Source organism: Winogradskyella litoriviva (assembly GCF_013249065.1).
GTDB lineage: Bacteria > Bacteroidota > Bacteroidia > Flavobacteriales > Flavobacteriaceae > Winogradskyella > Winogradskyella litoriviva.
This window is the reverse complement of the sequence record NZ_JABRWQ010000002.1, coordinates 198,920-224,957: the sequence shown is the minus strand read 5'-3', so window position 1 is coordinate 224,957 and position 26,038 is coordinate 198,920. Positions and strand designations below refer to the sequence as shown.

General features: G+C 31.1%; 25 protein-coding genes and 1 other RNA gene. 18 read left to right on the top strand and 8 right to left on the bottom strand.

Annotation, left to right across the window (positions count from 1 at the left end; genetic code table 11):
* The first annotated feature begins 151 nt into the window (after positions 1-151).
* From HNV10_RS04955 to rny, 4 genes are all read left to right on the top strand, one after another.
* On the top strand, positions 152-442 hold the full coding sequence (locus tag HNV10_RS04955; RefSeq protein ID WP_173300248.1) for a hypothetical protein: 291 nt from the start codon (positions 152-154) through the stop codon (positions 440-442).
* Positions 443-461: 19 nt separating this feature from the next.
* Complete coding sequence (locus HNV10_RS04950) at positions 462-749, top strand: cell division protein ZapA (RefSeq protein ID WP_173300247.1); 288 nt, start codon at positions 462-464, stop codon at positions 747-749.
* A gap of 57 nt (positions 750-806) precedes the next feature.
* A non-coding RNA gene (gene ssrS / locus HNV10_RS04945) (6S RNA) lies at positions 807-936 on the top strand.
* Positions 937-993: 57 nt separating this feature from the next.
* Entirely contained in the window at positions 994-2,571 is a 1,578-nt protein-coding gene (gene rny, locus HNV10_RS04940; RefSeq protein WP_173300246.1) for a ribonuclease Y, read from the top strand.
* Between the two features lie 70 nt (positions 2,572-2,641).
* Here rny and HNV10_RS04935 read toward each other — a convergent pair whose 3' ends face one another.
* The 5 genes from HNV10_RS04935 to HNV10_RS04915 all read right to left on the bottom strand — a co-directional run bounded on the left by HNV10_RS04935 (position 2,642) and on the right by HNV10_RS04915 (position 6,166).
* Positions 2,642-3,817 carry a sensor histidine kinase gene (locus HNV10_RS04935; RefSeq protein ID WP_173300245.1) on the bottom strand — a complete coding sequence of 392 codons (1,176 nt, stop codon included), beginning with the start codon at positions 3,815-3,817 and terminating at the stop codon, positions 2,642-2,644.
* Between the two features lie 66 nt (positions 3,818-3,883).
* Complete coding sequence (gene xerA / locus HNV10_RS04930; RefSeq protein WP_173300244.1) at positions 3,884-4,792, bottom strand: site-specific tyrosine recombinase/integron integrase; 909 nt, start codon at positions 4,790-4,792, stop codon at positions 3,884-3,886.
* An 88-nt stretch (positions 4,793-4,880) separates the two neighbouring features.
* A complete protein-coding gene (locus tag HNV10_RS04925; protein ID WP_173300243.1) occupies positions 4,881-5,423 on the bottom strand; it encodes a hypothetical protein in 543 nt (180 codons plus the stop codon).
* Positions 5,407-5,862 (bottom strand): hypothetical protein, encoded by a 456-nt coding sequence (locus HNV10_RS04920; RefSeq protein WP_173300242.1) that lies wholly within the window; start codon positions 5,860-5,862, stop codon positions 5,407-5,409. The genes HNV10_RS04925 and HNV10_RS04920 overlap by 17 nt, the downstream gene beginning before the upstream one ends.
* Positions 5,863-5,881: 19 nt before the next feature.
* On the bottom strand, positions 5,882-6,166 hold the full coding sequence (locus HNV10_RS04915) for a TRL-like family protein (RefSeq protein ID WP_173300241.1): 285 nt from the start codon (positions 6,164-6,166) through the stop codon (positions 5,882-5,884).
* Between the two features lie 177 nt (positions 6,167-6,343).
* On the opposite strand from HNV10_RS04915, the gene aroQ reads away from it, so the two are divergent.
* From aroQ to HNV10_RS04895, 4 genes are all read left to right on the top strand, one after another.
* Complete coding sequence (gene aroQ / locus HNV10_RS04910) at positions 6,344-6,766, top strand: type II 3-dehydroquinate dehydratase (RefSeq protein ID WP_173300240.1); 423 nt, start codon at positions 6,344-6,346, stop codon at positions 6,764-6,766.
* Positions 6,767-6,778: 12 nt separating this feature from the next.
* Complete coding sequence (locus HNV10_RS04905; protein WP_173300239.1) at positions 6,779-7,261, top strand: outer membrane beta-barrel protein; 483 nt, start codon at positions 6,779-6,781, stop codon at positions 7,259-7,261.
* A gap of 169 nt (positions 7,262-7,430) precedes the next feature.
* Positions 7,431-7,964 carry a porin family protein gene (locus HNV10_RS04900; protein WP_173300238.1) on the top strand — a complete coding sequence of 178 codons (534 nt, stop codon included), beginning with the start codon at positions 7,431-7,433 and terminating at the stop codon, positions 7,962-7,964.
* Between the two features lie 4 nt (positions 7,965-7,968).
* Positions 7,969-8,454, top strand: coding sequence for a hypothetical protein (locus HNV10_RS04895; protein WP_173300237.1), 486 nt, complete (start codon positions 7,969-7,971; stop codon positions 8,452-8,454).
* Between the two features lie 94 nt (positions 8,455-8,548).
* Here HNV10_RS04895 and lpdA read toward each other — a convergent pair whose 3' ends face one another.
* From lpdA to msrB, 3 genes are all read right to left on the bottom strand, one after another.
* Positions 8,549-9,925, bottom strand: a complete 1,377-nt coding sequence (lpdA, locus tag HNV10_RS04890; RefSeq protein ID WP_173300236.1) for a dihydrolipoyl dehydrogenase — start codon at positions 9,923-9,925, stop codon at positions 8,549-8,551.
* A 370-nt stretch (positions 9,926-10,295) separates the two neighbouring features.
* Entirely contained in the window at positions 10,296-10,559 is a 264-nt protein-coding gene (locus HNV10_RS04885) for a hypothetical protein (RefSeq protein ID WP_173300235.1), read from the bottom strand.
* Positions 10,560-10,686: 127 nt separating this feature from the next.
* Positions 10,687-11,169: a peptide-methionine (R)-S-oxide reductase MsrB gene (gene msrB / locus HNV10_RS04880; RefSeq protein ID WP_173300234.1), complete on the bottom strand. Its 483-nt coding sequence runs from the start codon at positions 11,167-11,169 to the stop codon at positions 10,687-10,689.
* Between the two features lie 250 nt (positions 11,170-11,419).
* On the opposite strand from msrB, the gene glgA reads away from it, so the two are divergent.
* The 10 genes from glgA (at position 11,420) to HNV10_RS04830 (ending at position 26,036) form a co-directional block, all read left to right on the top strand.
* Positions 11,420-12,637: a glycogen synthase gene (gene glgA, locus HNV10_RS04875; RefSeq protein ID WP_173300233.1), complete on the top strand. Its 1,218-nt coding sequence runs from the start codon at positions 11,420-11,422 to the stop codon at positions 12,635-12,637.
* Positions 12,627-13,895 carry a glucose-1-phosphate adenylyltransferase gene (locus HNV10_RS04870; protein WP_173300232.1) on the top strand — a complete coding sequence of 423 codons (1,269 nt, stop codon included), beginning with the start codon at positions 12,627-12,629 and terminating at the stop codon, positions 13,893-13,895. The genes glgA and HNV10_RS04870 overlap by 11 nt, the downstream gene beginning before the upstream one ends.
* A 93-nt stretch (positions 13,896-13,988) precedes the next feature.
* Complete coding sequence (locus HNV10_RS04865) at positions 13,989-15,926, top strand: alpha-1,4-glucan--maltose-1-phosphate maltosyltransferase (protein ID WP_173300231.1); 1,938 nt, start codon at positions 13,989-13,991, stop codon at positions 15,924-15,926.
* A 2-nt stretch (positions 15,927-15,928) separates the two neighbouring features.
* Positions 15,929-17,557, top strand: coding sequence for a maltokinase N-terminal cap-like domain-containing protein (locus HNV10_RS04860; protein WP_173300230.1), 1,629 nt, complete (start codon positions 15,929-15,931; stop codon positions 17,555-17,557).
* Positions 17,558-17,560: 3 nt separating this feature from the next.
* Positions 17,561-19,576, top strand: coding sequence for a 1,4-alpha-glucan branching protein GlgB (gene glgB / locus HNV10_RS04855; protein ID WP_173300229.1), 2,016 nt, complete (start codon positions 17,561-17,563; stop codon positions 19,574-19,576).
* Positions 19,577-19,758: 182 nt separating this feature from the next.
* Complete coding sequence (locus tag HNV10_RS04850; RefSeq protein WP_173300228.1) at positions 19,759-20,166, top strand: hypothetical protein; 408 nt, start codon at positions 19,759-19,761, stop codon at positions 20,164-20,166.
* A complete protein-coding gene (locus HNV10_RS04845; RefSeq protein ID WP_173300227.1) occupies positions 20,163-21,017 on the top strand; it encodes a hypothetical protein in 855 nt (284 codons plus the stop codon). The genes HNV10_RS04850 and HNV10_RS04845 overlap by 4 nt, the downstream gene beginning before the upstream one ends.
* Before the next feature lie 244 nt (positions 21,018-21,261).
* The gene (locus HNV10_RS04840) at positions 21,262-23,679 is read left to right on the top strand and encodes a glycoside hydrolase family 31 protein (RefSeq protein WP_173300226.1); all 2,418 of its coding nucleotides are present in this window, start codon (positions 21,262-21,264) and stop codon (positions 23,677-23,679) included.
* A gap of 89 nt (positions 23,680-23,768) precedes the next feature.
* Complete coding sequence (locus HNV10_RS04835; protein WP_173300225.1) at positions 23,769-24,596, top strand: M48 family metallopeptidase; 828 nt, start codon at positions 23,769-23,771, stop codon at positions 24,594-24,596.
* Between the two features lie 141 nt (positions 24,597-24,737).
* Positions 24,738-26,036, top strand: a complete 1,299-nt coding sequence (locus HNV10_RS04830; protein WP_173300224.1) for an MFS transporter — start codon at positions 24,738-24,740, stop codon at positions 26,034-26,036.
* Positions 26,037-26,038: the final 2 nt, after the last annotated feature.

Below are 26,038 nucleotides of genomic sequence, written 5' to 3'. Positions count from 1 at the left end.
TTGATAAGCGTTGAGATTAAAGCTTTTCATTTTAGTCTAAGAGCTAACCGATTAAACCTATTAACTTTATATAATAAAAAAATAATTGTAAAAGAATTGTGTTTTTACAATTGGTATGTTAACTTTGTTTCAATAGTATTGAATTGCTTTAATGAGTAAAATAGAAGACATTGTTGATGCTTTAGAGAATAAAATCAGTAAGATTTTACATAAGCAAGAGGTTTTAAAACAAACCAACGCTAAACTCTCTAACCAGATAGAACAGCAGCAGCAAATGCTTTTGAATCAGCAAGAAGAAATTGCTGGTTGGATAGATAAACATGACACACTCAAAATGGCAAATTCAATGCTTGGTAGTGACGAAAATAAACGAGAAACGAAGCTCAAGATAAATGCACTTATTAGAGATATTGACCATTGTATAGGACAATTATCGGAATAAAGTTGTAAATTTAGATGATATGCCAGACCAATTAAAAATTAAACTTTCTATTGCAAATAGAGTTTATCCTTTAACAATTAATCCGGCTCAAGAAGAAGGTTTACGTAAAGCCTCAAAAAAAATTGAGTTGATGATTGGGCAATTTGAGCAGAATTACTCTGTAAGAGATAAGCAAGATGTTTTGGCTATGTGCGCTTTGCAATTTGCGGCTCAAGTAGAGCAAAAGTCTATAGATAAAGAATATGTTAATGAAGAAGTTCAAGAAAAGTTAGAAGCTTTAAATGAACTATTAAATCAGCATATTTAACTCGTACGTTCTTTAAAATAAAAGGTTACTGCCTACATTAGTTACATTTTTTGATAAACTCAACGATCAATTCTTTAAAAAGGGTGAGTTTAAGTTGTAAAATCGTGCTGTTAGTGCTGAACTCGTTTCGGTATCTTAGACAGATTTTTGATCAGCTTGTTAGCCCTAAACTTGTTTTAAGGAGTTTATACAAAACCGATAGCTGATGTAGGCTTTTTTTATATACTAAAATAAACAACAAACAATGGACAGTAACACAATTATATATATAGTTGGAGCCGCAATATTAGGACTAATATTGGGATTTATTATAGCTAAATCTTTAGAAAAAGGTAAAGCATCTAAACTTATTGCTAATGCAGAGAGTGAAGCCAAATCAATATTAAGACAAGCAAAATCTGATGGAGAATCTATTAAGAAGGATAAAATGCTTCAGGCTAAAGAAAAATTTATTGAGTTAAAAGCAGAGCACGAAAAAGTAATCCTTTCTCGTGATAAGAAAATGGCCGAAGCCGAAAAGCGTATTAGAGATAAAGAGTCTCAAATTACAAATGAACTTAATAAATCTAAAAAAGCTAATCAATCTTTAGAATCTAAGATTAAAGATTACGATTATAGAAATGAATTTCTAGAAAAGAAACAAGAAGAAATAGAAAAGGCACATAAGAGTCAAATAAAACAATTAGAGGTGATTTCTGCATTATCTGCAGAAGAAGCTAAGTCTCAATTAGTAGAGTCTTTAAAAGAGGAAGCAAAGACCGATGCTATGGCATTTGTGCAAGATAGAGTAGAGGAAGCAAAACTTACTGCACAACAAGAGGCTAAAAAAATAATTATTAATACCATTCAGCGTATTGGTACGGAAGAAGCTGTTGATAATTGTGTCTCTGTATTTAATATAGAATCTGATGACGTTAAAGGACGAATTATTGGTAGAGAAGGTAGAAATATTAGAGCAATAGAAGCAGCAACTGGAGTTGAGATTATTGTAGATGATACACCAGAAGCTATTATCTTATCTTGTTTTGATTCTGTTAGACGTGAAATAGCACGTTTATCTTTACATAAGTTAGTAACTGATGGTAGAATACATCCAGCACGTATTGAAGAGATTGTAAAGAAAACAGAAAAGCAAATAGAACAAGAAATTATTGAGGTTGGTAAACGCACGGTAATTGACTTAGGAATTCATGGTTTGCATCCAGAGTTAATTAAGATGGTTGGTCGCATGAAATACCGCTCTTCTTACGGACAGAACTTATTACAACACTCTCGAGAAGTTGCAAAACTTTGTGGTGTTATGGCAGCAGAATTAGGTTTAAACCCTAAACTTGCCAAACGTGCAGGTTTATTGCATGATATAGGAAAAGTACCATCATCTGAAACAGATGTAGAAACACCTCACGCAATTTTAGGTATGCAATGGGCAGAAAAGCATGGTGAAAAGCCAGAGGTTTGCAATGCTATTGGTGCGCACCATGATGAGATAGAAATGACAACTTTATTATCTCCAATTATTCAAGTTTGTGATGCTATATCTGGAGCAAGACCAGGAGCAAGACGTCAGGTATTAGATTCTTATATTCAACGCTTAAAGGATTTAGAAGAAGTTGCCTTTGGGTTTACAGGTGTTAAGAAAGCTTATGCTATACAAGCAGGTAGAGAATTACGTGTTATTGTTGAAAGCGAAAAAGTAAGTGATGAAAAAGCGGCAAGTTTATCGTTTGAGATTTCTCAAAAAATACAAACTGATATGACCTATCCAGGACAAGTAAAAGTTACCGTGATTAGAGAAACTAGGGCAGTAAATATTGCTAAATAAAAAAGTATTATTACATATAAAAAAAGTGCTTATTTTTTAATAAGCACTTTTTTTATAATTCAGTTTTTGTTTATTTCTGTTTTTTTAAAGTAACTGAGAAAGCAGTACCTTCATTTAGTTTACTTTCTATCTGTATTTCACCATGTAAAGCTTCAACTTGTGTTTTTGTAATATATAATCCAATGCCTCTAGAATCTTGTCTATTGGTGCCATGAAAAGTTTGATACATTTCAAATATTTGGTCTTTATATTTATCCATATCAATTCCTATTCCGTTATCAGAAATTAGAATTTTTATAAAATCTTTAGTGTGAACAGATTGTATAACGATTTGTGAATTTTTATTTGGGTCAGAGTATTTAATTCCATTGGAAATTAAATTGTAAAAAATACTATCTAAATAAGATTTGTTAGATAGAATTACTTCATCTTTACGTAAAGCATTATGTATAGTAACTCCTCTTGTTTTACTTTCGCTACTTAGACTTTCTATAACTTTGTTACAGCAGTTATATAAATATATACGTTCGTTAATTTGATGTGTTTGCGCTTTAGATTTAATACTTATAATATCATCTAAATCTACTATGGTATTTGTTAATGAATCTGAAATAGATTTTAAATGTAGAATTAAATCTCCTTTTTCAATTTCGTTTTTGGCATTATCATATAATTCTAAGAGATTTTGAAAATTACCAATATGCGTTTTTAAATTATGAGAAACGATGTGTGTAAAACTATAAAGTCTCTTATTTTGGTTTGTAATAAGTAATAAGTTTTTGTTTTGTTTATCTTCTGTGGTTTTAAGTTTCGTAATATCTGTGTGAGTACCTATAATATGAGATGGTTTTTTATTAGTATCGTGTTCAATAACCTTGCCTTTATGTAGTATCCATTTATAGCTTCCGTCTTTACACTTTATACGATATTCGTTTTCGTAAAAATCTATTTCGCCTTTTAAATGTGATTTAAATCCACTAAAATAAGCCTCTTTATCATCTGGATGTATTCTGTCATTCCAAGCCGCAGCAGTGTTTTTTATTTCATCTTTACCGTAGCCAATAATTTCATTAGACGCTTCAGAATAAGTAACTTTATTAGTTTTTACATTCCAGTCCCAAACGCCTACTTTAGAAATTTCTAAGGCTATTTTATGTTTTATATCTTCAAAATTTTGATTAGATAATTTATTCTTTTCGTAAAATTTTGATTTATAATTTGTTAGGTTAAAATCGGAGAGCTTCATGGATTATTCTTTGTATTAAGACACAAACGACAACATTTTGTCACGGATAAAAATAACGATTTTAGATTACTTTCTAGGGTGAAATTTATTAAGAACTTCGCTGAGATGAGAACGGTCAACATGCATATATATTTCTGTAGTTGTAATACTTTCATGGCCAAGCATCATCTGTATAGCTCTTAAGTCTGCGCCATTTTCTAATAAATGTGTCGCAAACGAATGTCTAAAGGTGTGAGGAGATACAGTTTTGTTAATACCAGTGGTTTCAACTAACTTTTTAATTATAGTAAAAATCATTGCTCTTGTTAGTTTTTTACCTTTAAAATTTAAAAAAATTACATCCTTAGAGTTGGGCTGTATTTCAATATGATTTCTAATTGATATCCAAATATTTATAAATTTCTGAGTAGACGGTCCTATAGGAACAAAACGTTGTTTGTTGCCTTTGCCTGTGACTTTAATAAATCCCTCTTCAAAAAACAAATCGGAAATTTTTAAATTAATCAATTCGCTCACTCGAAGTCCACAGCTATATAAGGTTTCAATAATTGCTCTATTACGTTCGCCAAGATTAACGCCATTGTATTGGTAACTTAGGTCAATAGCATTAATTAAGTTGTCTATATCTTTAACTGATAATGTATCTGGTAATTTTCTGCCTATTCTTGGTGATTCTATTAGGTCTAAAGGATTTGTGTCTCTGTAGTTTTCAAAAATTAGATAATCAAAGAAATTTCTAAGTCCAGATATTAAACGTGCTTGTGATCTAGGATTTATATTTTTTGAAACTGAATAAATAAAGTCTTTTATTACAGTGTTTTCTATTGAAATGGGAGATTCAGTTAAACTGTGCTCCTCTAAGTATTTAATTAACTTTTTTATGTCATAGCAATAGTTTTCTATTGAATTAATAGAAAGACCTCGTTCTATTCTTAAATAGTTTTTGTAATCCGTTATGGCTTGATTCCATTTCATGGTTAAAATTAAGAAAAATAGTACTGGAATCTCTACTTGTAAATAATTACAAATTTAATTGACTGCCAAAAATCAGAATGGATAATGTCTAAAGCAAATCATCTAATATGAGAATGATTTTTTCCATATTTTGCTTGCCTTTTTTAGTTAAAGAAATTGTTGAAGATTCGTCTTCAGTTAAAACTGTAATAGAATGTGTTTGATTTAGTAAATGCTTTTTATAATCTCCATAAGGCATCTTAATGCTTAATCTATGTAGAATTTTTTCATCTTCTTTTTGTGTGAAGAATGTTTGTATAGGTTCTGGAATATATTCGCTTTCCCCATTTTTAATAACAACTTTATTTACAGAATTGTTTTTGTTTAATAATACTGAAAAGTTAACAGTAACAGAATCATTTTTTTTACTAGCTCGTCTAAATGTAGCATCTAGTGCTGCGTCATCTTCAGTTTGGCTAATGTACTCTAGCGATTTTACAAAGTACTGCATTTTGCCATCTCCAAGATAAAAATCTTCTACATATTTAGATATTTTACCTGTAGAGGCTGGTTTAACACCAACACAATTATAAGCGTTAAGAGAAAATAATGCAATTAAAAATAGTACTGATAGTTTATTTGTTTTGATCATCTGATTCTATTGAAATTATAAATCTGTTTAAGGTCAGAGAGTCTTTGGAAAATCGATTTTTAAATTTATCGTTTTTTAACAGTGTTATTTCTGTTATTTCACTCAGTGAATCTACCATATGCTGATATAAGACTATAGTGTTATTAGCTATTGTTTTAGTCCTATAGGTGTTCTTATTTACTGGTAAGGTGTCTAAATCTATATAAAGATAAGTGTTATAGTCTTTGTGCTTAATGGCTTTAAACAGAACTAAATCTTTTTTATTAAATATATTTTTTAGTTCATTAGACGCATTAACTTCAACTTGGGTTTTATTAATTTCTAATTCACCAGTTTTTAATAGGTAAATATGACCATCAAAAAGTGGTATTTCCCTTTTTTGCTCATTACCACAGCTAAAAAAGAAATAAAAAAAAATGGGTAAAATAAATTTACCCATTTTTGTTATGTACTTGGAATTATTCACCAGTTACAATAGTTTCGTAAGTACCATAAAGGCCTAAAACGTTTGTAGATTTAATATCTACTGTAGATATTTTAGTAATTCCACCTTGTTTTGCAGCAGTACGGATACTTGCATCTTCGTCAAAAGCAAAAACTCCTAAAATTACTGTAGCTTTAGCTGTACCAACTTTAGAACCAACAGAGTTACTAGTTGCAGTTACAGGCATTGTTATTGAACAAGCTGTCATTGATAATGCTGCGAATGCTAAGAAAGCACCTTTTAATAAGTTTTTTTTCATAATTATAATTAATTTGATTAGATTTCAAAGATAGAGTTTTATTTATAAAAATAAAGTGAAAAATTTGGCTATTTTTTTATAGCTAAATCAGTTTTTTATATACTATTATGCACTCTAAATTATTAAATTAAAATTTGTCTTAAAATTTGATTAGCAGTCTGTTATTTTTTTAAATGTATGAAAAAACTTATTATTATAAATGGTCCAAATTTGAACCTTTTAGGCAAGCGTGAGCCAGAGATTTATGGCAGTCAAACCTTTGAAGATTATTTGGAGATATTAAAGAAAAAGTTCCCAAAAATTGAACTAGAATATTACCAGTCTAATATTGAGGGAGAACTCATTGATAAAATACAAGAAGTAGGTTTTACATACAACGGAATAATTCTTAATGCTGGTGCTTACACACATACATCTATAGGTATTGGTGATGCCATTAAAGCAATTAAAACTTCAGTTGTTGAAGTTCATATTTCAAATACATTTTCTAGAGAAGAGTTTAGGCATCAATCCTATATTTCGCCAAATGCCAAAGGAGTCATTTTAGGTTTTGGTTTAAAAAGTTATGATTTGGCTATTGAAAGTTTCTTAGTTGATTAATTTCAAAAAAACATGAAATTATACCTTAATTCCATTTTAATTGTCGCAATCTTTTTGGTGTATCACACTGGCAGTGCGCAAACTGAATTTGGAATTAAAGGTGGTGTTAATTATACGTTTTTTAAAGTAAATCAAGCTAGTTTTGGAAGCTTTTCTAAAGCAGAAACTGGTTATTATGGTGGCTTATTTGCTGATTTTAAGATTGAAGAACATTATAGTTTTCAGACGGAGTTAATTTACATTGGCCTTAATGATTTTAATTTCTTAAACGCTCCCTTATATTTTAAGTATAAAGTATTCGATAACTTTCATATTTTAGTTGGACCTAGTTTAAATTATTTTTTTGATTTTTTTAATGCTAAACTAAAAGTAAGAGCAGATTTAAGTTTAGCATATCAGGTGACTCCCAAAATAGATTTCCACATGAAGTATGTAATAGGCTTTAAGGAGATTTCACCAAATGGTTTGTTTTTAGGTATAGGTTATACTTTATAAAAACCTTTAATAAAATCTAATAAGAACTCTATATTTGGTTTTAGTCTCATAATAAAATTAAGAGTTTTTAGAATTAATTAACTTTTTCTTTTAGTTTAATTATGAGCTAGTTAGTAATATTTAACAGCGACGAGGAATAGTTTTGTGTCATAACTAAAATCAATTAATTATGAAAAAACTATTACTAAGTAGTGTTATTTTTATAACATTCTTTACTGCAATCCACTCACAAGAGCAAAATCAATTTACTAAAAATCAAACAACCTTTGGTTTTAAAGGCGGTCTCAATCAAAGTTATATTAGCGCCAATAACACACCAGGTTATCAAGGTTTGGAGTTTTACGGTGGTTTTTTTTCTGAAACTAGATTAAGTGAAAAGTGGAGTTTTCAAAATGAGTTATTATTTTCGTTTACTGATGATTATCACTTTATAGAAGTGCCTTTATTTTTAAAGTATAATTTTAATGAGAAGTTGAGCTTATTTGCAGGTCCAAAATTAGATTTTTTGGTTGATGAAGTAAGTGATGGAGAAAAATTTGACCCTCTAGGACTATCGTTAGAAATAGGCGTGCAATATAATTTTGCCAAGCGCTTTTTTGTAGAAGGAAGGTATGGTTATAGTTTTACCAATCAAGTAGATTTTGGGGAATTTTACTCGGGAGCACGGAGAACTCTACGTTTTGGTGTAGGCTATAAATTTTAACGTTATGAAAACTACTAATAACCACGATTTTATTTTTATGACAACTCTAATACTTTATCTCCTAACTTCTATATTTTGTTATGCTCAACAATCATCTCAATTCAAATTGTTACAAGAAGATTTTGCTTCGCATAACTGGGGTTTACAAGTCAATGGAATATTTTTATCAGAAAATGTTTCATTAACGGCTGGGCAACATGAATTTAAAAATTTCGAAATCAGTTTAATTGAAGTTCCAATACTTTTTAAAATAAAAGTAACAGACAAGTTAAGCATTCTGTCTGGTGTTAAGCTAGATTTTTATAAAACCAAAACTGGTTTGTCTAAAGAAGTAGGTGCGTCTGTATCTACAGGCTTGCAATATGATTTTAATAATGATTTATATCTTAAAGGCTCATTTAATTATCAGATAAATCAAACCAATAATATTTACAATTATAATTTTGGCTCACCATCTAGCTTTATGTTAAAATCCGGGTTTCGGTTTTAAAAATAAAAAATGCGATTCAATTTTGAATCGCATTTTTTTTTATATCTATTAAATAATCTATCTTTTCTTCAGGGAAGGTAAGGAAGAGTTTCTCCTATAAATGAATTACTTCATCATAAGCATCAGCAACAGCTTCCATAACTGCTTCACTCATTGTTGGGTGAGGATGTACAGCTTTTAAAACTTCGTGTCCTGTAGTTTCTAGCTTTCTTCCTAAAACGGCTTCAGCAATCATATCAGTAACACCTGCACCAATCATGTGGCATCCTAACCATTCACCATATTTAGCATCAAAAATTACTTTTACAAAACCTTCTTTTGCGCCACTGGCACTTGCTTTACCAGATGCAGAAAATGGAAATTTACCAATCTTAATATCTAATCCTTTTGCTTTAGCTTGGGCTTCAGTTAATCCTACGCTTGCAATCTCAGGAGAACAGTAAGTACAGCCAGGAATGTTTCCGTAATCTAACTTATCTACATGCTGCCCAGCAATTTTTTCAACACAAAGAATACCTTCTGCAGATGCAACGTGTGCTAAAGCTTGGCCAGGAGTAACATCTCCAATTGCATAATAACCAGGTATATTTGTTTGGTAGTAATCGTTAACCAAGATTTTGTCTCTATCTACAGCAATACCAACATCTTCTAGTCCTATGTTTTCAATATTTGATTTAATACCAACTGCAGATAATACTAAATCAGCTTCTAACACTTCTTCGCCTTTTTTAGTTTTAACAGTAGCTTTAACGCCTTTGCCAGAGGTATCAACAGAAGTTACTTCAGAAGAGGTCATTATTTTTATACCAGATTTTTTAAAGCTACGTTCTAATTGTTTAGAAACGTCATCATCTTCAACAGGTACAATTTTGTCTAAATACTCTACAATAGTTACTTCTGTGCCCATTGAGTTGTAGAAATAAGCAAATTCTACACCAATAGCACCAGAGCCTACTACTATCATTTTTTTAGGTTGCTTTTTTAAGCTCATGGCTTGTCTGTAACCTATAACTTTTTCGCCATCTTGTGGCAGACTAGGTAATTCACGAGAACGTGCACCAGTTGCAACGATAATGTGGTCAGCAGAATATTCTTTACCGTCAACATCAATTTTTTTTCCAGTTTTTAATTTACCAAAACCTTCAATGACATCAATTTTGTTTTTCTTCATTAAGAATTTTACACCACCACTCATGCCTTCAGCAACACCTCGACTACGTTTTACAACGGCTTCAAAATCGTGTTCATAATCTTTTACTTTTAATCCGTAATCTTCAGCGTGTTTAAGGTATTCAAAAACTTGAGCAGATTTTAAAAGGGCTTTTGTTGGGATACAACCCCAATTTAAACAAACACCACCAAGATTTTCCTTTTCTACAACTGCAGTTTTAAATCCTAATTGTGATGCTCTAATTGCTGTTACGTAGCCTCCAGGACCACTTCCTAAAACAATAATATCGTATTTACTCATGCGTAAGTTTTTTTATTAAATTCTTTCAAGCTACAAAAATATGAAATTCAAAATATTAAAATGACAAATTCTAAATCAAAATATAAAATGAAATACTTGGATAGTTTTAATTTAAGCCATTTTCAAAACATATTTGTTGAAAAATAATAAATTGTTTATCGTCTTTTTGGGGATTATTATTTCTACTTAGTTTGTTTACAGCTAACTACCATGTAATAATAGTAAGACGTTAAACTCAACGAACAATTCTTAAGTCTCTTTAAAAAAAGAAGACCGTCATTAAATGGATTAATCTAAAATGACGTTTACAAAGCCTATTATTTTTAAGGACTATTGAGTAACTAATTATTTATAAAAAAGAATTATTGATTTATTCCGTTTTTGTTTTGTTGTAGGTTTTATGTGCTATATTTTTTTCCTTTAGTATAGCATAGAGTTTACGAGGTGAAATCTTTAAGTCTTTAGTTATGTCACTAACTTTTTTCTCTCCTTTTTTATATAGTTTTAAATTATCCTTGACTTTTTTATTAAAGTAATAGTCATTTAATTGTTCTAATACTTTTAATTCGGATTTATTAGTAGATTTTGCATAATTTTCTATTTCAGATTTAATTTTTGCTAAATTGTTTTTCATAATTTACTTAATTTAAAATGTGTAAATACATACACAACATTGTTATTTGTAAGGGGAATTAAGGGTTTTAATTTTTTGAAAAATAAAAAACAAAATATAAATAACCTAATGCTATAAAGTTTTGATGCTATTTGCTTGGCACAAATATTAAGGCGTCACCATTAATGCAATGCCGTATTCCTGTGGTTTTTTTTGGGCCATCGTTAAACATGTGACCTAAATGGCCACCACATGTTGCACAATGTTCTTCGTCTCTAGTATATCCAATTTTAGTATCAGTTCCAAAAGCTACATTTCCTTCTATTTCTCTATCAAAACTTGGCCAACCAGAGCCAGAATCAAATTTATGCTCACTTTTAAATAAAGGTGTGTTACAAGCTGCACAATGATAAATGCCTTTTTCATAATTTTTATTTAAAGGACTAGAAAATGGACGTTCTGTTCCTGCTTCTCTTAACACATAATATTGCTCATCTGTAAGCTGTTCTTTCCATTCAGCTTCAGTTTTAGTAATGGGAAAAGTGTTTTTCTCATTTGTGGTTTTTTTTTGAGCAGTTGAAGAGCAACTTATACTTAATATAAAAACAAATAAAAGAATGTAATTTTTCATATTTTTTTTCTTTGTTAAAGATAAGGGATTCATTTTCAATCTAATATTTCTAGAATAAGTACAATAGGTTAGGCTTGGGTATTATCACTTACTTAAAATTCTTTTTTACTTGAAAATTAACTCTATTTTTAATTTAAAATTTTAATTTTTAGTTGTAAATTGAAGTTCTAATTAATTAATTAATTAATTAATTGATTGATAATTTGTGTTATTAGTCTACCTTTTTTAAAAACCTTACAGACCAACCGCAATGAAAGCACTTTTTTTTACAAGAGAATTTCCTCCATATGTTTATGGCGGAGCAGGAGTACATGTTGAATATTTAGCTGGTGAATTGGCAAAATTAATGGAGGTAGAGGTGCGTGCTTTTGGGGATCAAGACGTTACAAATAAAAATTTAAGCGTAAAAGGTTTTCCGTTTGATAATCCAAATTTTGATAATGCAGACGATAAATTAAAAGCAGTATTTAAAACATTAAGTACTGGTTTGTTAATGAATGCGGACGTAGTTGATGCAGATATTGTTCATTGCCATACGTGGTATGCGCATTTTGCTGGTATTATGGCTAAATTATGTTACGGAACACCATTAGTAATTACAACTCATTCTTTAGAACCTCTAAGGCCTTGGAAACGAGAGCAGTTAGGTAGAGGTTACGACGCGTCTTCTTGGGTGGAGAAAACAGCTATTGAAATGGCAGACGTTTTAATAGCAGTATCAAAAGAAACAAAAGAAGATGTTCTTAAACATTTTAATGTTGATGAAAGTAAAGTGGAAGTTGTATATAATGGAATTGATTTAGAACAATATGTTGTTGTAGAAGAAATGTCCGTTTTAGATGAATATGGCATAGATAAAAACAAACCTTATGTTTTGTTTGTTGGAAGAATTACACGACAAAAAGGAATAATTCATTTAGTAAATGCAATAAAATACTTAGACAAGGATACACAAGTTGTACTTTGCGCAGGTGCACCAGATACAAAAGAGATTGGTAAAGAAATGGAAGATGCTGTTAAGGAAGCATCTAAAACTAGAGATAATATTATTTGGATTGATAAAATGCTCGATAAAAAAGATGTGATACAACTTTATTCTCATGCAGATGTATTTTGTTGTCCTTCCATTTACGAACCTTTTGGGATTATTAATATTGAAGCCATGGCATGTGAAACGGCTGTTGTAGCAAGTGCTGTTGGTGGAATTAAAGAGGTTGTTGTAGAAGGAGAAACCGGATTGTTAATAAACTTAGAGCAACAGAAATTGGCACCTTTTGAGCCTGTTAATCCAGACCAATTTTCTAGGGATTTGGCAGCAGGTGTTAATCAAGTAATTAATGATAAAGAATTACAACTTAAAATGGCAAAAAATGGAAGAAAACGTGTAGAAGATTTTTTCGACTGGAAAGCCATTGCAAAACAAACAGAAGCTATTTATAAATCTATAAAAATAAACAATGATAAATAATAAAGTATTAAGCATTATTCTTGGAGGTGGGCAAGGATCTAGATTATACCCTTTAACCGAAAATCGTTCTAAACCTGCTGTACCAATTGCTGGTAAGTATAGGTTGGTAGATATACCAATTTCTAATTGTATCAATTCAGATATAAAACGAATGTTTGTGTTAACACAGTTTAATTCTGCATCTCTAAATAAACATATACAGAATACCTATCATTTTAGTTTTTTTAGTTCGGCATTTGTCGATGTTTTGGCTGCCGAACAGACAATTCAAAGTGGAGAATGGTTTCAAGGCACCGCAGATGCAGTTCGTCAAAGTATGCATCACTTTTTACAGCACGATTTTGAATATGCTTTAATATTATCTGGTGATCAATTGTATCAAATGGATTTTAATGAAATGATAGAAGCGCACGAAGATAGTGGTGCAGAAATCTCAATAGCAACCTATCCTGTTATTGCAAAAGATGCAACGTCTTTTGGTATTATGAAAACTGATGAGAATAATATTATAGAATCCTTCATTGAAAAACCAGATGCTTCATTATTGCCAGATTGGACTTCTAATGTAAGTGAGGAGATGAATAATCAAGGACGTCATTATTTAGCCTCTATGGGAATATATATATTTAATAGAGACTTGTTAATTGAATTAATGAAGGATGATGGAACTGTAGATTTTGGAAAAGAAATTATTCCAGAAGCCATAAATAAACACAAAACATTAAGTTATCAATATGAAGGTTATTGGACAGATATAGGAAACATAGATTCTTTTTTTGAAGCTAATCTAGGATTAACTGATGCAATTCCTAAGTTTAATTTATACGACAATAAACAGCGTATTTACACCAATGCAAGAATACTGCCTACATCTAAAATTTCTGGAACGTTATTAGAAAAAGCAGTAATATCAGACGGTTGTATAGTGCATGCAGCTAAAATTGAACGCTCTGTTATTGGTTTGCGCTCTAGAGTAGGAGCAGAATCAACAGTTATTAATTGTTACATGATGGGTAATGACCGTTATGAGTCATTAGAGGAGGTACAGCAACATAAAGTAAGTACATTTATGGGTATTGGAGAACGTTGTTTTATTAAAAATGCTATTCTAGATAAAAATTGTAGAATTGGTGATGATGTTAGAATTAATGGTGGTAAAAAACTTAAGGACCAAGAGACTGATACTTATTTTGTTAAAGACGGAATTGTTGTGGTAAAAAAGGATGCTCATATTCCTTCAGGTACAATAATACAATAGTTAGTTCTTAACGGTAATAACTTTTTCTATACTAAAAAAAACGAAGCTAATTTTATTAGCTTTGCTTTTGTAACGCTAAATTTAACCAACAAAATGCTAAACCAAAGTCGAGTTGTCATTGAAGCAGTAAAACCTCAAATTAACTGCGGAGAATTTTTTATAAAACGTATTGTAAATGAGGTTGTAAATGTTGATGCTCACGTCCTTGTAGATGGGCACGATATTATTGCTGCTTCTGTATTATACAAGCATGAAAAAAATAAAACTTGGAGCGAAGTTAGAATGTACGACGTCGGAAATGACGAATGGAAAGCGTCGTTTTCTTTAGAAAAACAAGGGTTCTACACCTATAAAGTACAAGGTTGGGTAGATCACGCTCTTAATTGGCAACATGGTATTGATAGAAAAATTGATGATAATCAACATGTTAAATCAGAATTATTAGAAGGTGTAACCTTACTAGAGCCTTTATTAAAAAATGCAACTAAAGAAGAAAAAGATTATCTAAACTATTGTATCGCTTGTTTTAATGACGAAAGCAAATATAACGAAGCCATTAAAGAAGCGTTGAGTTCTCAATTACATTCACTTTTTACAAAATACCCAGACAAACATTTAGCTAATGAGTCTAAAGAACTTGAAGTTTATGTTGATAGAAAGAAGGCTAGATTTAGTACTTGGTACGAATTTTTTCCTCGTTCTGCCTCAGAAATTGCAGGACAACACGGAACATTTAAAGATTGCGAACGTCTATTGCCACGTATAGAACAAATGGGATTTGATGTTTTGTATTTTCCACCTGTTCATCCAATTGGAGAGGTTAATAGAAAAGGTAAAAATAATACCACAGAAGCTAAAGATGGTGATGCAGGCTCTGCTTGGGGAATTGGTTCTAAACATGGAGGACATAAAGATTTACATCCTCAATTGGGTACAGTAGAAGATTTTAAAAATTTAATAAAAGAAGCAAAAAAGCACAATATAGAAATAGCTATGGATTATGCGTTGCAAGCAGCACCAGATCATCCATGGGTAGAGTCTCATCCAGATTGGTTTAAATGGCGACCAGACGGAACGGTTCAATATGCGGAAAATCCACCCAAAAAATATCAAGATATTTTACCAATTTATTGGGAGAGTAAAGACTATAAAAATTTGTGGAATGAGTGTTTAGATACAATGCTATATTGGGTTAACTGTGGAGTTAACGTTTTTAGAGTAGACAATCCTCACACTAAACCGTATTATTTTTGGAATTGGCTTATAGCTCAAGTAAAGAAAAAACACCCAGATGTATTGTTTTTGGCAGAAGCATTTACTAAACCGAAAGTAATGCAACAGCTAGCAAAACAAGGTTATACACAGTCGTACACTTATTTTACTTGGCGTAACTCTAAACAAGAATTTATAGAATATCTAACAGAATTAACACAAACCGATCAGCGAGAATATATGCAACCTAATTTCTGGCCCAATACACCAGATATTAATCCATACCATTTACAAGGCGCTAACGAGGCTAAGTATTTACAACGATATGCATTGGCAGCAACCTTAAGTTCTAGCATCGGCATTTATGGACCAGTGTTTGAGCAAATGATAGATGATGCTATTCCTGGTAAAGAGGAATATTACATGTCCGAAAAGTTTGAAGTTAAACACTACGATTGGTTTAAGGTGAGTAAATTAACCTTGTTGATTTCAAAAATAAATGCCGTTCGTCATCAAAATGAAGCGTTGCAACAAACTAATAATATCAAGTTTTTGAATGTTGAGAATGATAATTTAATTGCTTTTTATAAATGGAACGACTCAAAAACTAATGAAATATTAATCATCATTAGTTTAGATCAATATTATTCGCAACAAGGAAATGTACAGTTGCCATTAACTGAACTAGGAATTGGAGCAGGTCACAGAGTACAAGTACAAGATTTAGTTACGGCAAGTAGCTATAATTGGCATAACGAATGGAATTATGTAGAATTGCATCCAGCACTACCTTTTCATATATTTAAAATTAATAAGTAGTTATGACAAATAAAGAGACAATAGATAAAGCCTTACCATCTTCATACAATTTTAATAATAAATGGGAAGAACTTTTAGAAAATAAAGAGTTTATAAAGGTGTTTTTGTCTGATGTTCTCGAAAACTATATTGTTAAGCAACGCTGGTATGGTGGCAAAGCAAGTCATCTTAAATATATAGAATTGGCTGAATCTTTTAGAATTCAGAAAGATGGCGAGGTTTATTATGGACTTATATTAGAAGTTAATTTTGACGAATCATTTTATCAACATTACTTTTTGCCTATTGCGTTTGTTTCAGATGAAAGTTTTGCTCAAGATGATAGAATTTTACCTATAAGTATTCAAAATCAAGAAGGTTTTATTATAGATGCAATAAACCTAGAAGCCTTTAGAAAAGTTGTGTTCGAACGTATTTTAACCGCTATTCCTAAAGACAAAACACTTGTAAGATATCACAAAAGTGAATTGTTTAAAGACTGTAAGTATGAGTCTTCTCGTTATATGGGATTAGAACAAAGTAACACATCTATTGTTTACAATGAGAAATATGTTTTAAAATTCTTTAGAAGAATATATTCAGACCGTAATCCAGATTACGAAATGAGTCGTTTTCTTTCAGATAAAAAAGATTTTAAAAATACACCAGCCTATTTAGGAAGCGTACAAATAAAAGACCAAGACATTAATATTACCATAGGCTTAATGCAAGAAATGGTAGAGAACCAAGGTGATGCTTGGGAGTATATGCTAACGGAGTTTCATAAGGTCTTTTCAAATTTAGAATATAAGAGAATAGATATTTCGCAATTACCAAAAACTGAAGATTATGGTCATTTAAAAATAAGCGATGTTCCAGCTCAGATTATAGATTGGGTAGGTCTCAATGTATTTACAAAAATTCAAACATTGGCAAAAAGAACTGCAGAAATGCATATAGCATTGGGCAGTGAGTTTGAAGATACAGCTTTTACACCATCGCATTTTAACGGTGATTATGAAGTTTGGTTAAAAAATAGATTGCTATATCAATTTCAAAATAGATTAAATACCATTGAGAATAGTTTGCATAAACTCGATGGATTAGCCTTAGAATTAGCCAATGAATTTTTAGAAAAAAAGAATCTTATTCGTAAACGTTTTGTAGATTTTGATTGGACGAAGTTAAAAGGTGAACGTATAAGGGTACATGGAGATTATCATTTGGGGCAAATATTAGTTAAAGATGATGATTTTTATATTTTAGATTTTGAAGGTGAACCAGAAAGTACTATTAGAGATAGAAAGGTGAAACAGCCACCATTAAAGGATATTGCTGGTTTATTTCGTTCATTTCATTATGCAATTTATGCCACTATTTTTAATAATTCAGAATTCTATAAGCAAAACCAAGAGCATCTTTTTGAAGCCGGAGAAATCCTTTACCAATATTTAAAAAGCGTCTTTTTAGAGACATATGTTACAAATGTACAAGAAGCAAATCTCAATATAGGTTACAGTAAAGAGCGTATTTTTTTATTAAAATATTCTTTGCTAGAGAAAGCAGTGTATGAGTTGGGTTACGAACTTAATTCACGTCCTCGTTGGGCAGTTATTCCGTTAAAAGGAATATCAAATATAATTAATAACTAATTTATGGCAGAAGTAATTGCACACAGTCGTTTCACAGAATTCGACATCAATCTTTTTAAAGCAGGTAAACATTATCGTTTATACGAAAAATTCGGGTCTCATATCACAACTGTTGATGGCGTAGAAGGTGTTTATTTTGCAGTTTGGGCACCAAGCGCAAAGCATGTTTCCGTCATTGGCGATTTTAATTTTTGGGTTGAAGGAGAACACCAACTAAATGTGCGTTGGGATTCTAGCGGAATATGGGAAGGCTTTATTCCTGGTGCAGGTAAAGGTAGTACCTACAAATACAAAATTCAAAGTAACAATAATGATATTAAAACCGAAAAAGCTGATCCTTACGCAAGGAGAGCAGAGCACAATCCAAAAACAGCATCCATAGTTTGGGATGATGATTATAAATGGAAAGATAAGTCTTGGATGAAAAAGCGTAAAAAGCACAACGCTTTAGATGCGCCATATTCGGTTTATGAAGTTCATTTAGGGTCTTGGAAAAAGAAAGTTGAAGAAGGCAGATTTATGTCTTATGTTGAAATGGCAGATGAATTGGTTGCCTACGTAAAAGATATGAATTTTACGCATGTAGAATTAATGCCAGTAATGGAATTTCCTTACGATCCTTCTTGGGGCTATCAGGTAACAGGTTATTTTGCACCAACTTCTCGATTTGGTTATCCTGAAGAATTTAAACTATTGGTAGATAAATTACATCAGAACGATATTGGGATTATTCTCGATTGGGTACCTTCTCATTTTCCAGAAGATGCTCATGGACTTGGTTTCTTTGATGGTTCTGCACTTTACGAACATCCAGACCCTAGAAAAGGCTACCATAATGATTGGAAAAGTTTAATATTTAATTATGGTCGTAATGAAGTTAAATCTTTTTTAATCAGTAATGCTATATTCTGGCTAGATCAATACCATGCAGATGGTTTAAGAGTTGATGCTGTGGCATCAATGCTATTTTTAGATTACAGTAGAGAAGAGGGAGAATGGGAACCAAATATGTTTGGTGGTAGAGAAAATTTAGAAGCGATGTCATTTTTAAGAGAAATGAATGAAGCGGTTTATTCTTCTTTTCCAGATGTACAGACAATTGCAGAAGAATCAACAGCATTTCCAATGGTTTCTAAGCCAACATATATGGGAGGTTTAGGTTTTGGTATGAAATGGATGATGGGTTGGATGCATGATACACTTCAGTATTTTGCTAAAGAACCAATTTATAGAAAACATCATCAAAATGACTTAACATTTTCTATGACCTATGCGTTTACAGAAAATTTTATGTTACCACTAAGCCATGATGAAGTTGTTTATGGTAAGAGATCTATTTTAGGACGTATGCCTGGTGATGAGTGGCAACGTTTTGCAAATTTAAGATTATTATATAGTTATATGTTTACTCATCCTGGAACCAATTTATTGTTTCAAGGTGCAGAATTTGGGCAAAGTAGTGAATGGAATTTTGAAGCTAGTTTAGATTGGTATTTATTGCAATACGATCCACACAAAGGAGTACAGGCATTAATAAAAGATTTAAACACACTATATAAAAAAGAACCAGCGTTACATCTAAAACAATTTTCTGCTGAAGGCTTTGAATGGATTGATTATAATGATTCTGAAAATTCGGTATTCACCTATATAAGAAAAGGAAACAATGAGAAAGATGATTTAATCATTGCGTGTAATATGACACCTGTTCCTAAAGAAAATTACAAATTAGGTATGCCTAGAAAAGGAAAACTAAAAGAAGTGTTTAATAGTGATTTAGAGCAATACTTTGGTAGCGGTCAATATAAGAATAGTATAAAAACCACGAAAGCTGACCCTTGGCATTTTAGAGATCAATCTATTGAAATTAATATTCCACCATTAGGAATGGTAGCTTTTAAATATGAACATAAGTTGGGCACTAAATCTAAGAAAGTAGCTAAATCCGTTTCTAAAACAAAGACTACGTCAAAATCAAAATCGACTAAAAAAGTTAAACCAAAATCGAAGTCTAAATAATTTAAAGATTTTTAAAATCACTTAGGACCTTTCTAGTTTATACCAGAAAGGTCTTTTGTTTTTCAATATATTAGGCTTTTTATATAAGGGATAATATTTAATTATGGATAAAATTATAAAAGATGTTTTCTTAAGTTTACAAATCTTTCATTTTTATCACTTTTATTAATCAAATTCAAAAATTGAAGAACGTAACAAAAATAGTTTTATTAAAATATGGAATTCCAGTTTTTGCGATAATCATAGTAGCTGTTCAGTTGTTTTTGGTTAAAACAAAAGACCTTAGTAGATGGAAAGGTGGAGGCTATGGTATGTATACAGAAATACATTATGCATATAATCAAATATATATTCCAGGCTTTTCAGTAGATTCTTTAGTAAAAGATAATGAGCAAATGCAATCTACTTTTGGTAGATTATTGGTAATGCCTAACAGTGATAATTTAGAGAAAGTAGCTAAATTAGTTTTAGAAACAACACACGTAGATAGCATAAATGTACAGATTTGGAAGCCAATAGTTAATTCTAAAGAAGGAACTTATACTAGGGTTTTATCTCATGAAATTCAAGTTAAAAAATCGAGTTTGTGAAGTATAAGTTAGATGTAAAAAGCAGATGGAAAGACCAAATTAAAGTAGGCCAGCAATTGTTAATATTGTTTCTGGGAGTCTATGTTTTTCTTTTACTAAAAGACGCTTTATTTTGGAAAATACCAGTTATTATAATTGGGTTGATCTTATGGTTCAATTATAGGAATAAAACTAGGCATCCAATCATTTGGTTTTCATTTTTAATACTGCTTTCAATAGACTTAATCCATTCTTATTTTTGGGTAGCCAATCATCATTTTGTTCTGTTTTTTATGGTACTAGCAGTTATATTTTTTTATTACCATAAGGAGAAGGAGTTTTTTGTAAAGAATATTCAATTAGTTCTTGTAATTGTTGTTTTAGCATCAGTTGTTCAGAAAGTATTATCTCCTCAATTTGTTAGTGGAGATTTTTATTATAGTGTTATAAATCTTGGAGCCTTATTTAAATTTTTTATGAAATTTATTCCCGAAAGTATTGAGATAGCAAAAAGTAATTCGGATAATTTAATGAACTTAAGTAAAACAAACCCTAATTTAGGCGAAACAATTGTGCTAAAAGATATTATACCAAATCTTAGATATCGAAGTCAAATTTTTGCTTGGTTAACTATTTTTGTTGAGTTTATAGCTGCAATGGCTATTTTAATAAAACCTAAAAACACATGGTCGCATCTTATTTTTATTGCGCTAATTATTGGTGTGCTGTTTACTAGGTTAGAAACCGGTTTTATGTCCGTATTAGCTATAAACGGACTGTTTCTTTGTACAAATACAAAATTAAAAATGCTCTATATGATAATTATTTTGGGCTGTATTGCATTAATAATTATGAAATTAGGGTATCATTAGTTAAAAATTTCATTAAATCCTTTAGTTAGAATGAGTAAAATGCTATGTTTTGACTTTTATTAATCTCATTTAAAAGTAAAAAAATTACGAAAACTATTGAATTATGCTAATTAATTCATTTAATCGTAAAAATTTATCTCAATAACGCTGTAGTTCACAACAATTTTTAATAACCTTTTAGAACCCTTTTAATTCTTGGATTTTTTCCGTTTTTTTGTGATTAATTTTTGCAAAAGAAGGATCAATGATTGTAAATACAGAATTAGAAAATAAAGGAAATTTATTTCCAGCAAATATAATAGACTTTAAGAAGGATGTTGATAAACTTTATTTTACAGCTGCAAATGATGTTATTTTAGAGTTAACAGTTGTAAGAGATAGTTTGTTGCGTTTTAGATATACAACTGTCGGAAATTTTAATAACGACTTTTCATATGCTATAACTAAATATGCAAGTATTGGTTATAATAAATTAGAGATTGAAGATAGAAAGGAATATTATGAAATAACAACATCAAAATTGCGATGCGAAATTTCAAAAGATGATATGAGAGTTTCTATCTACGATGCAAAAGACGGTGTTCTTATTAATCAAGACGAAGGCGGATTTCATTGGGAAGAAAGTTACCAATATGGTGGCAATATTGTTAAGATGAGCAAAACGTCTAATGATGGTGAGAGCTATTATGGTCTTGGAGATAAACCTAATCATTTAAATTTAAAAGGAAAACGCTACAGCAACTGGGCAACAGATTCTTATGCTTACGGTAAGGATACTGATCCTTTATATAAAGCTATTCCGTTTTATACAGGTTTACATCATGGAAAAGCCTATGGAATTTTCTTTGATAATACGTTTATGTCATCATTCGATTTTGCACAAGAACGTAGAAATGTTACTAGTTTTTGGGCACAAGGAGGTGAGATGAATTATTATTTCTTCTACGGTCCAAAGATGAATGATGTTGTAGAAAGTTACACAGATTTAACTGGTAAGCCTCACCATTTACCACCACTTTGGGCATTAGGTTTTCACCAATGCAAATGGAGTTACTATCCAGAAAGTAAGGTTAAAGAAATAACGTCTACGTTTAGAAAACTACAAATACCATGTGATGCTATTTATTTAGATATAGATTATATGGAAGGTTTCCGCTGTTTTACATGGAACAAAGAATATTTTCCAGACCCAAAACGTATGGTAAAGGAATTGTTAGATGACGGTTTTAAAACTGTGGCCATTATTGATCCAGGAATTAAAATAGATAAAGAATACTCTGTATTTAAAGAAGCTTTAGAAAAAGACTACTTCTGTAAACGCGCAGATGGTGATTATATGAAAGGAAAAGTTTGGCCTGGAGAATGTTATTTTCCAGATTATACAAATCCTGAAGTAAGAGATTGGTGGTCTGGTTTGTTCAAAGAACTGATTGAAGATATTGGGGTAAAAGGTGTTTGGAATGATATGAATGAGCCTGCTGTTATGGAAGTGCCAAACAAAACTTTTCCAGACGATGTTCGTCACGATTATGATGGAAACCCTTGTAGTCACAGAAAAGCGCATAATATTTATGGAATGCAAATGGCGAGAGCAACCTATCAAGGTTTAAAGAAATATTCTTATCCTAAGCGACCATTTGTTATTACACGTTCAGCTTATTCAGGTACACAACGTTATACGTCTACTTGGACAGGAGACAATGTTGCAACTTGGGAGCATTTATGGATTGCCAATATGCAATCGCAACGTATGGCAATGTCTGGTTTCTCTTTTGTTGGTAGTGATATTGGAGGATTTGCAGAGCAACCGCAAGGCGAATTATTTACAAGATGGATTCAATTAGGAATTTTTCATCCTTTTTTCAGAGTGCATTCTTCAGGAGATCATGGCGATCAAGAACCTTGGGCTTTTGATGAGGACGTTACAGATATTGTTAGAAAATTCATTGAAATACGTTATCAATTATTACCATATCTATACACAGCATTTTGGAATTATGTCGATCACGGAACACCATTATTAAAATCATTAGTGTTGTATGATCAAGAAGATGTACAAACGCATTATAGAACGGATGAATTTATTTTTGGTGAGCAAATTTTAGCTTGTCCTATTTTAGAACCAAATGCCAAAGGAAGACGCATGTACGTGCCAAAAGGAAAATGGTACAATTTCTGGACAGATGAAATTGTAAAAGGAGGCAAAGAAATGTGGGTTGATGCAGATATAGACAGTATGCCAATTTTTGTAAAAGAAGGTGCTATTATTCCTAAATATCCAATTCAACAATATGTTGGTGAAAAGGAAATTACAGAAATAACTTTAGATGTTTACTACAAAGAAGGTAAAGAAAAAAGTGAGTTATTTAGTGATGCTAATGATGGTTTCGATTATACAAAAGGTAGGTATAGCTTAAGAAATTTTTCACTTAATGGAAAGTCTAATGAGTTAATCATTAATCAATACAAAGAAGGAAAGTTTGTTACACCTTATGAGACTTTTAATATTAAATTTCATGGATTACCATTTGATGTTGTCGAAGTTCAATTAGATAATGAGAAATTAGAATTAGAAAGTATTAAAGTTAATGGTGTAACCTCAATTGTTGTACACAAGAATTTTTCAGAGTTACATATTATTGGTACAAAGTCTGATTTATAATGAAGAGCTGTGACCATTTGGTAAGTTTTGTGTCTTATAGAAACAAATTCATTTTTGTATTTTAGTAACTTATAATAAAATTATTTACCATGAAATATAGTAAAGTAATATTCCTTGTGGTCATTTTGGCTGTTGTTTATGCTTGTGCAACGAATCCTTTTACAGGAAAAAAAACAATGGCATTTGTTGGTAATGATCAATTATTTCCATCGGCTTTCGCTCAATACAATCAAGTAAAATCTGAAAGTAAAGTAATAACAGGTACATCAGATGCCGAAATGATAACTAGAGTTGGTCAACGTATTGCCGCTGCTGCAGAGCGTTGGTTGGTTGCTAACGGCAATCATGGTTATTTAGACGATTACAAATGGGAATATACACTGATAGAATCAGAACAAGTTAACGCTTGGTGTATGCCAGGAGGGAAAATAGCCTTTTACACTGGTATTTTGCCAATAGCAGCTAATGAAACTGGTGTTGCAGCTATTATGGGACACGAGGTAGTGCATGCTCTAGCAAACCATGGACAACAACGAATGAGTGCTGCATATTTGCAACAAGGATTAGCCGTAGCTGGTAATGTGGCATTAGCTAGTGATGAACAGGCTTTAGGTATTTTTAATCAATCTTTTGGTGTGGTATCTAACGTAGCTGGTATGCTTCCTTTTAGTAGAAGTCATGAAACAGAAGCGGATAGAGTGGGCGTACTTATAATGGCCATTGCAGGATATAATCCAGATGAGGCTGCAGAGCTATGGAAACGTATGAAAGCTAATAGTGGAGGAGAAGCTCCACCAGAGTTTTTAAGTACACATCCAAGTAATGATACCAGAATTAAAAACTTACAAGAATTGGCGCCTTGGGCTAAAGAAGAGGCTAAAAAATTTGGTGTTACATCATTTAGACCAATCAACTAATAGATTAATAATATTTGATTATTTTAGAAGCTGCTCAATTTGAGTAGCTTTTTTTTTGCTAAATAGCTAATACTGATTGAGTTCTTTAATTTGTAGTTAACATCATTTTAGCTAAGCTTATAACCTAACTGAATAATATTTATGAATCAATTTAAAAAAGGAAGTAAAAAACTTCTTAATGCTTGGGCTTTTTACGATTGGGCGAATTCTGTCTATACATTGACAATAGCATCCTCTATATTCCCTTTATTTTATTCATCTTTATTTGACTCGAAAGAAGAATTAGTTGCGGCATTTGGATTTGAAATGAAACAAGAAACATTAATTACAATTGTCACAGCTTTTACATTTTTAATAGTCGCAATTATGTCTCCAATATTATCCGGAATTGCAGATTATGTTGGTAATAAAAAGAATTTTATGAAGTTCTTTTGTTATGTTGGATCTGTTGGTTGTATTGGCTTATTTTGGTTTGATCGTAATTATATTCACTTAAGCCTTATGTTTTATTTTATGGGTTTAATTGGGTATTGGGGAAGTTTAGTATTTTATAACTCTTATCTACCAGATATTGCTTTTGAAGAGCAACAAGATAGTATTAGTGCAAAAGGGTTTTCTATGGGATATATAGGAAGTGTACTATTGTTAATAGTAAATTTAGTAATGGTAATGAGCCAAGAAGATAATGCAGATAAAATAGAAATGATGCGTTATTCTTTTATAACAGTTGGTATTTGGTGGGCTTTATTTAGTCAATACACATTTTATATTTTACCAGCAGGAGTTTCTTCTGGTCATAAAGTAACAAAAGATGTAGTTTTTAATGGTTTTAGAGAATTAAAATCTGTTTGGTCTCAGTTAAAACTAAATCTAAGATTAAAACGCTATTTAAATGCTTTTTTTGTTTTTAGTATGGCAGTGCAAACTATAATGTTAATGGCTGTTTATTTTGGTGAAAAAGAAATTAATTGGGGCACAGATAGTGAAAAAACAATAGGACTCATTGTTAGTATTTTAGTAATTCAATTAGTCGCTGTGTTAGGTGCTATTTTAACCTCACGTGCAGCTTCAAAATTTGGCAGTGTTAAAACGCTTATTGCCATTAATTTTTTATGGATGTGCCTTTGCATTTATGCTTATTTTATGAATACACCTTTAGAATTTTATATTGCAGCAGGTTTTGTTGGCTTAGTAATGGGAGGTGTTCAATCTTTGGGTCGTTCAACCTATTCAAAATTTTTACCAGAAACAGAAGATACTACTTCGTATTTTAGTTTTTACGATGTTGCAGAAAAGATAGGAATAGTAATAGGTATGTTGATTTTTGCAATAGTATCCGAGAATTACTCTATGCGTTATGCAATTTTGTTTCTAGTTGTATTCTTTTTTATTGGTATAATTCTGCTTTTTAGAGTGCCAAAGGAGAATAAAGAAGTTTAATA